This window comes from Streptomyces sp. NPDC055078 (assembly GCF_053607985.1).
Genome location: NZ_JBSGUP010000370.1, coordinates 1 through 8,155, shown reverse-complemented (window position 1 = coordinate 8,155; position 8,155 = coordinate 1). Strand labels below are relative to the sequence as shown.

Here is an 8,155-nt window from a genome sequence, read left to right as displayed (position 1 = left end):
GACGCTCATGTTCACGAGCATGCGGTCCCGGAGGATTCCGGCGTTGTTGACGAGCACGTCGACCGAGCCGAAGGCGTCGATCGCCTGGTCGATGAGCGACCTGGCCCCGTCGGGGTCCGATACGTCGGCCGTGTTGATCAGGACCTCGGAGCCCCGGGCCCGGAGTTCTTCGGCCAGCTCCGCCACCGGTGAGGTGTCGGCACCGGTCCCGTCGGACGCGCCGCCCAGGTCGTTGAGGACCAGAGACGCGCCGTGCTCGGCGAGCAGCCGGGCGTACCCGGCCCCCAGTCCGCGACCAGCGCCGGTTACCACGACCGTGCGGCCGGTCAGTCTGCGATCGTTCACGCCAATGTCTCCCAGTTTTCTTGATCTAGACCAGGGTCCCGGTGTGCCCCTGCCAGTACTCGTCTCGCAGGCGGCGCTTGTACAACTTGCCGTTGGGATCACGGGGCAGCGCGGTGACGAAGTCCACCCGGCGCGGCACCTTGAATCCGGCCAGGTGCTCCCGGCAGTACGCGATGAGTTCGTCCCCGAGTTCCGGGCCGCCGTCGTGCGAGTCGGCGGGCTGGACGACGGCCAGTACCTCTTCGCCGAACTCGGTGTTGGGGATGCCGAACACGGCGACGTCCGTGACAGCGGGATGGGCGAGGAGGACTTCCTCGACCTCCCGTGGGTAGATGTTCACGCCGCCGGAGATGATCATGTCGCTGGAGCGGTCGGTGAGGTACAGATAGCCCTCGGCGTCCAGGTAGCCGATGTCGCCGGCCGTGACCATGTCCCCGTGGTAGGTCTCGGCGGTCTTCGCCGCGTCGTTGTGGTATTCGAACCGATGGTTCGCCATCGCCGTGAAGTAGACGAGCCCCGGCGAGCCCGCGGGCAGTTCCTCCCGCGACCCGGGGTCGAGGATGTGGACACCGCCCCCGGCCCACGCGCGCCCGACCGAGCCCGGGTGCTCAAGCCATTCCTTGGAGGTGATGACCGTCGAGCCGCCCTCGGTCGCGGCGTAGAACTCGACGAGGATCTCGCCCCACCAGTCGATCATGCGCCGCTTGACGTCCACCGGGCACGGCGCCGCCGCGTGGAAGGCGGCCCGGTGGCTGGAGAGGTCGTACCGGTGGCGGACCTCCTCCGGCAGCTTGAGCATGCGGCTGAACATCGTGGGGACCCACTGGCTGTGGGAGACGGCCTCGCTCTCGATCAGCCGGAGCGCGGCTTCCGCATCGAAGCGCGGCATGATGACGGCCGTGCCGCCGATGGTGTGCTGTCCGAACGACCACAGGGCCGGGGAGGAGTGGTACAGCGGCCCGGTGCACAGATACCTCGCGCCGTCCGTCAGGCCGTACTGCTCCATCACCGTGCGCATGAGCGACGGTGAGTCACCCGGCCGGTCCATGGTCAGCCGCGGGCGGATGCCCTTGGGTTTGCCGGTGGTTCCGGACGAGTAGAACATCGGGGCGCCCGCGTACTCCCGGGCGATCGGCGTCGCCGGCAGACCGGCGACGACCTCCTCGTACGAGAGGGTGCCGGGCACCCGGTCCGAACCCGCCGTGACGCAGATCCGGTGGATACCGAGGCCCTCGGTCGCGCCGGCTGCGGCCTCGGCATGGTCCTGGTGGAAGAACAACACTTTCGCGCCACAGTCCTGGACGATGAACCGGATCTCGCTCGCGGTCAGATGCCAGTTGACCGGAGTGAAGTAGAGCCCGGAGCGCATCGCCGCCCACCAGATCTCCCCGAACTCGGCGACGTTGGGCAGCATGACGGCCACCCCGTCTCCCGGGGCGACGCCCAGTGCGGCCAGCGCGTGGGCCACCCGGTTGGATCCGGCGTCGAGTTCCGCGTATGTCACTGTTCGCCCGGACTCACCGAGAGTAATCGCCGCGCGGTCCGGGTGTCTCTCAGCCATCGTGCCGATGTACATGATTGCCCTTAGCTCGGAGGGGGTTGCCGCGTTGATGAGCGCGAGCGGTGCCCCAGGCTCCTGCGTCGCTTTCGGTGGCGAGTCTGCCTGAGGGCAGATGACCAAAACAAGACATCAGCAGAACTTTTTTCTGTCAGGTAGAGGACTATGATGCCGTCGACCGGCCGTTTCCGCGATCGGTGGCTTCAATCCACCCGGGCTACAGGAGGATGTATGGCGCTGCGCATCTGGCACCAGTCGATGACCGAGCTGACCAATCAGGCGGTCTACGCCGGCGCCCTGGAGCGGCACATCGGGCAGGTCGTGGACGCCGGCGTAGTCGTGGATCTGCACGGCGTGCGGCCGGGCACCTACGGTGACATCCCGCCGTCGCAGGCGCTCAGCTACCCCTTCGCCTTCCACGCCCTGCTGCGGCAGGTGCTCGACCTCGTGATGGAGGCCGAGGACGCCGGATACGACGCTGTCGCGCTCGCCTCGTTCGCAGAACCGTTTCTGCGCGAAGCGCGCTCGATCGTCGACATCCCTGTTGTCTCCATGGCTGAAAGTTGTCTGCTCACCGCCTGCACCGTCGCGCGGCGCTCGGCCCTGATCAGTGTGACGCCCGAGACCGCGCGGATGGCCGACGCCATCGTCGCGGCGCACGGCTTGCGGGAGCGGGTCGCGGGCGTATACGCGCTCGATCCCGAGGTCGACGAGACCGTGCTAGCGCGCGCGTTCGACGACCCCACCGAGCTGCTGACCAGCTTCCGCGCGGCATGTGCGCACGCGAGCGCCGACCGCGCCGATGTGTTCATCCCGGCGGAAGGCATCCTCAGCGAGGTCCTCGCGGCGCACCAGGTCCGCGACATCGACGGCACCAGTGTCATGGACGGTGTCGCCGTGGTGCTGAACCACGCCGTGATGCTGGCCGGCCTCCACCGGCGCACCGGCCTGCGCCCCGGCAGGCGCTGGGACTACCGCCGGCCGCCGGCCGAGGTGCTCGGCCGGCTGCGCGAACGGCACGCGGAGTGAGGACCTCAGTCGCGGAACGCCTCGATGGCGGCGGCGACGGACCCGGCCCAGTCCCCGTCGATCGGCAGGGGGAAGAGGATCGGTTCCCGGACGCCGGCGTCGAGGAACGCGCCGACCCGCGCCCGTACCACGTCCGCGGGCCCGGCGGCCACGAGCGCCTCGACCAGACGGGGGTCGACCTCACCGTCCTCGGTGGCCGGTCCCAGGCCGAACGAGTTCATCAGTCCACGGGCGCCGGGCTGGCGGGCATACCCGGACACCAGCTCACGGGCGGCGGACTCCGCGGCCCCGGCGTCATCGGTGACGCAGCACGGGATGACGCAGGCGGACGCCACGGCCCCGGGATCCCGGCCCGCCTGCACCGCTGCCTCGCGCACCACGCCCAGGGCCTGGGCAGCGGCGTTGGCCGGCCGGAGGTTGAGCATCACACCGTCGCCGATCCGTCCGGCGAGTTCCAGCATCCGGGGGCCCAGCGCACCGATGTACAGCGGCAGGCCGGAACGGATCGGCGCACTGTTCAGGCGGTAGCCGCCGACCTGCACCCAGCGCCCGTCCAGCGTGGCCTCGCCACCGGACAGCACCTGGCGCAGCACATCCACGTACTCTCCCAGGTGACCGAGCGGCGCCCGGTGGGGCAGGCCCAGCACTCCGGTGTTGAACGCCGGGGAGCCAGTGCCGAGACCGAGGACCAGCCGGCCCCCGCTGAACTCGTCGAGCGTCGCGGCCGCCGCCGCAAGGGCCGCCGGGTGCCGCAGGTTGATGTTCGCCACCGCCGTTCCCACGCGGACCCGTTCGGTGCGGGCGGCCATGGCGGCGGCGAGGCCGAGGGCGTCGGACGCGTTCTCTGTGGCGAACACCGCGCTGAACCCCGCGTCCTCTGCCCGGGCGGCGAAATCGCCGAACGCGCCGGCGCCCAGACCGGAACGCGCGGATATCGAAAGACCGATGGAAGGCATACGACCCACATCCTTGCTTAATTAATTCGGCTGACGGCCGGGGAGCCTATCCCACATTTCCTGCCGTCAGCCACCAGCGGACACGAATCCGTGGAGGAAACAAAATGAAGTTGGGACTTAATCTCGGCTACTGGGAATCCCGGCGGCGCGACGATCTGGAACTGGTGCGCCTGGCCGAGGACGTCGGCTTTGACTGTGTCTGGATGGGAGAGGCGTACGGTTCCGACGGCGTCAGCCCACTCGCCTGGCTCGCGGCCCGGACCAGCCGGATCGGCCTGGGCACGGCCGTGTTGCAGATGGCCGGCCGCACTCCGGCACTGGCCGCGATGACGGCCGCCACCATGGACGCCCTCACGGACGGCAGGTTCCGGCTGGGCCTGGGCATGTCCGGACCGCAGGTGGTGGAGGGCTGGCACGGTGTTCCCTACGGAAAACCGCTGAAGCGCACCCGTGAGTACGTGGAAGTGGTCCGCGAGGTCCTGCGCCGTGAACGGCCGCTGGAACATCACGGCGACTACTACGAAATCCCCTACCGCGGTGCCGACGGCACCGGACTGGGAAAGCCGCTGAAACTGATTCTCCATCCGGAAAGGCCCGATCTGCCGATCTATCTGGCCGCCCTCGGACCGCAGAACGTCAAGCTCGCCGGCGAAATCGCGGACGGCTGGCTTCCCGTATTCTTCTCGCCCTCTCGTTTCACGGAGGTGTTGGCGCCGACACTCGGGCCGGTGCGGGAGGGCTTCGACATCTGCCCGATCGTGGAGGTCGTCGTCGGGCCCGACGTCGACGAATGCCGCGCCCAGGTGAAGCGCACGATCGCGCTCTACATGGGCGGCATGGGGGCCAAGGGCCGCAACTTCTACCAGACCATGGCCACGCGGTACGGGTACGGCGAGGCGACCGAGAAGATCCAGGAGCTCTTCCTCGGCGGGCGGAAGGAGCAGGCCGTGGCAGCCGTGCCGGACGACCTCGTCGACGAGGTCGCGCTGTGCGGTCCGCCCGCCCGGATCGGCGAACTGATCCAGCGCTGGACCGATTCACCGATCACCTCCATGTCGTGCATGACCCGTGACCGCGAGGCGGTCCGAGTCCTGGCCGACCTCCTCCGATAGGTGCTTCTCATGCGATTTGGTCTCACCACCGAACAGCAGGATCTGCGCGACAGCGTCCGCCGGTTTCTCGACCGGCTCCCGGACGGCGACGACGGCTCCCTGCTGCCGCTGGAACCCGGTACCGCCGACTGGACGGTGGCCACCGAGCAGCTCGGTCTCACCGCACTCGCCGTCCCCGAGGAGTTCGGCGGTTTCGGCGCGGGAATGGTCGAACTCGCGGTTGTCCTGGAGGAGATGGGGCGCCACCTGCGCCCCGGGCCCTTCCTCGCCAGCTCGGGCCTGACCGTTCCGGCACTGGTCGCCTGCCCGGGCGGCGAGGCCGGCCGGTACCTGCCCGACATCGCCGCGGGGCGGCTCCTCGCGACGCTGGTCATGCCGATCGGCCGCCAGGGCGACAGCGAGACCCCGGTGCGTGCACGGGAGCGAGGCTCGGGCTTCATCCTGACGGGTACCACGGCACCGGTTCCGGTCGCCCCCGGTGTCGTCGTCGTGCCCGCCTCCTCGGAGCTGGGCACCCGCCTCTTCCTGGTCCGCCCCGACGCCCCGGGCTGCTCGGCGCTGCCCAGGGAGCCCTTCGACCTGACGGCTCCCCTGGCGTGCCTGGAACTGACGGAGGCCCCGGCGGTGCTGGTAGGGGAAGCCGACGACGGGACAACCGTCGGCCGCGCGTTCTCCCGGTCCCGGATCTCCCTCGCCGCATCGCAACTGGGCGGCGCCCAGGCATGTCTCGACACGGCTGTCGCCTATGCGAAGGAGCGCAGCCAGTTCGGCCGTCCCATCGGCTCCTTCCAGGCGATCAAGCACCGGCTCGCCGACGTGCTGGTGGCCGTCGAGGGCGCCCGTTCGCTCGTGTACTACGCGGCCTGGCTCGCAGACCACGGCGACGAGGCCGACGTGGCGAGGGTGGCTTCGATGGCCAAGGCGTGGTGCTCGGACACCTACCTCGACGCCGCGGAGGCGGGTCTCCTCGTCCACGGCGGTCTCGGCTTCACCTGGGAGCACACGGCACATCTGCATCTGCGCCGAGCGCGCAGCCAGCACATCCTCCTCGGCCACCCCGATCGGCAGCTGGACGAGGTCGCCTCCTGCCTCGGCCTGGGATCTTCGACGAGCGCGTCCGGAAGGGCATGACGATGTACTTCGAGAACACCACCGACGAGGCGGCCTACCGCGAGCGGGCGGTCGCCTGGCTGGCCGAGCACGCCCCGGCCTTCGAGGATCCGGGCCCGGAGCGGCTGTCGGTCTTCGCCCGGCACACCCCCGAGGAGTCCGCGGAACTTGCCCGCCGGGCCATGGAATGGCAGGCCACCAAGCACGCCGGGGGGTGGGCCAGCATCGCCCTGCCGCGTGAACTCGGCGGCGCCGGCGGCACGCTGGCCCAGTCGCTCATGTTCGCCCAGGAGGAAGGCCGATACCGGATTCCGAAGGACGCGCTGTCGGTGACGATGGGCATGGTCGCGCCCACGCTGGCGCGGTGGGGGACTCAGGCCCAGCACCAGGATTTCCTGGCCCCGATCATCGCCGGGCGGCAGCTGTGGTGCCAGCTGTTCTCCGAGCCGGGCGCGGGCTCCGATCTGGCCGGCCTGGAGACCCGGGCCCGCCGCCGGGGTGAGGGGTGGGTGGTCGGCGGTCACAAGGTGTGGACGTCGTACGCCCAGTTCGCGGACTACGGCTACCTGCTGGCCCGCACCGGCGAGGAACCGCGCCACCGCGGCCTGACCGCGTTCGTCGTCGACATGCGCGCGCCGGGTGTGACGGTCGAGCCGCTGCGCCAGGCCACCGGGGCGACCACGTTCAACGAGGTCTTCCTCGACGACGTCGTACTGCCGGAGTCGGCCCTGCTCGGTGCCGTCGGCCACGGATGGCAGGTCGCCATGACGACTCTGATGAACGAGCGGTACGCGCTGGAGCCGTCCGCGGTCCCGGCGGGCCCGCTGAGGGCTCTGGCCGAGGACACCGGCACACAGGCCGATCCTGCGGTGCGCCGGGGTGTGGCCCGTACCTTCACCTACCAGACCATCCTGGACGTGCTCCAGGTCCGTCTGCAGACGGCCGCCGCGGAGGGGCGCGATCCCGGTCCGGAGGGATCCGTCACCAAGCTGCTCACCACGCGCGGCCAGGCGGCGGCCACCGAGACCGCCATGCTCGCACTGGACGGGGACGCACTGCTGGACAACGTGTGGACCGAGTTCGCCATGGGCGCTCTCGGGCTGCGCATCGGTGGAGGCACGGATGAGATCCTGAAGAACATCATCGCCGAACGCGTCCTCGGCCTCCCGAGGGAGAGGGCGGCCTCGTGAGGACGGTCACACGAGCTGTGTGGTCAGCGACTCGGCGACGGCCTTCAGCGAGTCGACGATCTCTCTCCTGAGCGACGTGGTCATGCGGTAGGTGGGCACCGACACGTTGAGGCAGAGCAGGGTGCCGCTGGGGGTCTCGACCGGGACCGCGACCGAGGCGACGCCCTCCTCGCTCTCCTCCTGGCTTGTGGCGTAGCCCCGGCGCCGCACCTGCTGGAGCATCGACTCCAGCTCGGTCCGGGTTGTGACGGTGTCCTTGGTGACGGCCTCGAGTTCCTCGTCGGGGAAGAGCTCGTGCAGAGCCCCCACCGGCAGCAGGCTCAGCGTGGCCTTGCCGCTCGAGGTCGCGTGCGCCGGAACCAGTCTGCCCGCCCGGGAACTCACCCGTACGGCGCGGGTGCTCTCGACCGCGTCGAGGAAGTGGACGCTGTGGCCCTCCAGCCGCGCGAGGTGCACGGTTTCCCCGAACTCCTTGTTCAGGTCTTCCAGGACGGGGCGGACCCGGGTGCGCACGTCGTCCTGCCGCACGATCGCCGAGGCCACCGAGCTGAGGGCCGGGCCGGGCTCGTAGGCGCGCGTCGCCGGGTTCTGCCGCACGAACCCGCGGTACTGCAGCATCGCGAGCAGCCGGTGGGCGGTGGATGACGCCACTCCCAGGTGCGCGCTCGCGTCGGTCAGCCGGATCTGGTGGTGGTCGCTGAACCAGAGGAGGAGCTGAAGAGCGTTGTCCACGGATTCGATCGGGTACTGGGGGGCCTTGCTCTGGCTCCCCCGCTTCTGCTTGTCCGCCATAGGTGGTCAGGGATGCGACGCTCCGGAGCTCGCTTCCCGTCCTCCTTTCCCTTCGATGTCCCT

Annotated in this window: 8 protein-coding genes; 4 read left to right on the top strand and 4 right to left on the bottom strand. The window is 70.0% G+C overall.

The window, feature by feature from the left end; translation table 11 throughout:
• On the bottom strand, positions 1 to 345 hold a 345-nt coding region (locus ACWF94_RS26310; RefSeq protein WP_453493329.1), incomplete at its 3' end, for an SDR family NAD(P)-dependent oxidoreductase.
• A 25-nt stretch (positions 346 to 370) separates the two neighbouring features.
• Positions 371 to 1,906 (bottom strand): acyl-CoA synthetase, encoded by a 1,536-nt coding sequence (locus tag ACWF94_RS26305; RefSeq protein WP_453493326.1) that lies wholly within the window; start codon positions 1,904 to 1,906, stop codon positions 371 to 373.
• A 228-nt stretch (positions 1,907 to 2,134) separates the two neighbouring features.
• Here ACWF94_RS26305 and ACWF94_RS26300 point away from each other — a divergent pair, with 228 nt between their 5' ends.
• Positions 2,135 to 2,932, top strand: a complete 798-nt coding sequence (locus ACWF94_RS26300; protein ID WP_453493323.1) for an aspartate/glutamate racemase family protein — start codon at positions 2,135 to 2,137, stop codon at positions 2,930 to 2,932.
• A 5-nt stretch (positions 2,933 to 2,937) separates the two neighbouring features.
• Here the strand turns inward: ACWF94_RS26300 and ACWF94_RS26295 are convergent, their stop codons facing one another.
• The gene (locus tag ACWF94_RS26295) at positions 2,938 to 3,888 is read right to left on the bottom strand and encodes an LLM class flavin-dependent oxidoreductase (protein ID WP_453493320.1); all 951 of its coding nucleotides are present in this window, start codon (positions 3,886 to 3,888) and stop codon (positions 2,938 to 2,940) included.
• Positions 3,889 to 3,992: 104 nt separating this feature from the next.
• On the opposite strand from ACWF94_RS26295, the gene ACWF94_RS26290 reads away from it, so the two are divergent.
• From ACWF94_RS26290 to ACWF94_RS26280, 3 genes are read left to right on the top strand one after another with little or no spacing between them, the layout of a single operon-like run.
• Positions 3,993 to 5,000, top strand: a complete 1,008-nt coding sequence (locus tag ACWF94_RS26290) for an LLM class F420-dependent oxidoreductase (protein WP_453493317.1) — start codon at positions 3,993 to 3,995, stop codon at positions 4,998 to 5,000.
• Positions 5,001 to 5,009: 9 nt separating this feature from the next.
• Positions 5,010 to 6,131, top strand: a complete 1,122-nt coding sequence (locus ACWF94_RS26285; protein ID WP_453493314.1) for an acyl-CoA dehydrogenase family protein — start codon at positions 5,010 to 5,012, stop codon at positions 6,129 to 6,131.
• Positions 6,128 to 7,300, top strand: a complete 1,173-nt coding sequence (locus ACWF94_RS26280) for an acyl-CoA dehydrogenase family protein (RefSeq protein WP_453493311.1) — start codon at positions 6,128 to 6,130, stop codon at positions 7,298 to 7,300. The genes ACWF94_RS26285 and ACWF94_RS26280 overlap by 4 nt, the downstream gene beginning before the upstream one ends.
• A gap of 6 nt (positions 7,301 to 7,306) precedes the next feature.
• Here the strand turns inward: ACWF94_RS26280 and ACWF94_RS26275 are convergent, their stop codons facing one another.
• Positions 7,307 to 8,092 carry an IclR family transcriptional regulator gene (locus tag ACWF94_RS26275; RefSeq protein WP_453493308.1) on the bottom strand — a complete coding sequence of 262 codons (786 nt, stop codon included), beginning with the start codon at positions 8,090 to 8,092 and terminating at the stop codon, positions 7,307 to 7,309.
• Between the last annotated feature and the right edge of the window lie 63 nt (positions 8,093 to 8,155).

Bases quoted from the DNA above. Each gene is read 5' to 3' on its own strand.
- ACWF94_RS26275 (WP_453493308.1), bottom strand. From the start codon at position 8,092: ATGGCGGACAAGCAGAAGCGGGGGAGCCAGAGCAAGGCCCCCCAGTAC.
- ACWF94_RS26290 (WP_453493317.1), top strand. From the start codon at position 3,993: ATGAAGTTGGGACTTAATCTCGGCTACTGGGAATCCCGGCGGCGCGAC.
- ACWF94_RS26285 (WP_453493314.1), top strand. From the start codon at position 5,010: ATGCGATTTGGTCTCACCACCGAACAGCAGGATCTGCGCGACAGCGTC.
- ACWF94_RS26295 (WP_453493320.1), bottom strand. From the start codon at position 3,888: ATGCCTTCCATCGGTCTTTCGATATCCGCGCGTTCCGGTCTGGGCGCC.
- ACWF94_RS26280 (WP_453493311.1), top strand. From the start codon at position 6,128: ATGACGATGTACTTCGAGAACACCACCGACGAGGCGGCCTACCGCGAG.
- ACWF94_RS26305 (WP_453493326.1), bottom strand. From the start codon at position 1,906: ATGGCTGAGAGACACCCGGACCGCGCGGCGATTACTCTCGGTGAGTCC.
- ACWF94_RS26300 (WP_453493323.1), top strand. From the start codon at position 2,135: ATGGCGCTGCGCATCTGGCACCAGTCGATGACCGAGCTGACCAATCAG.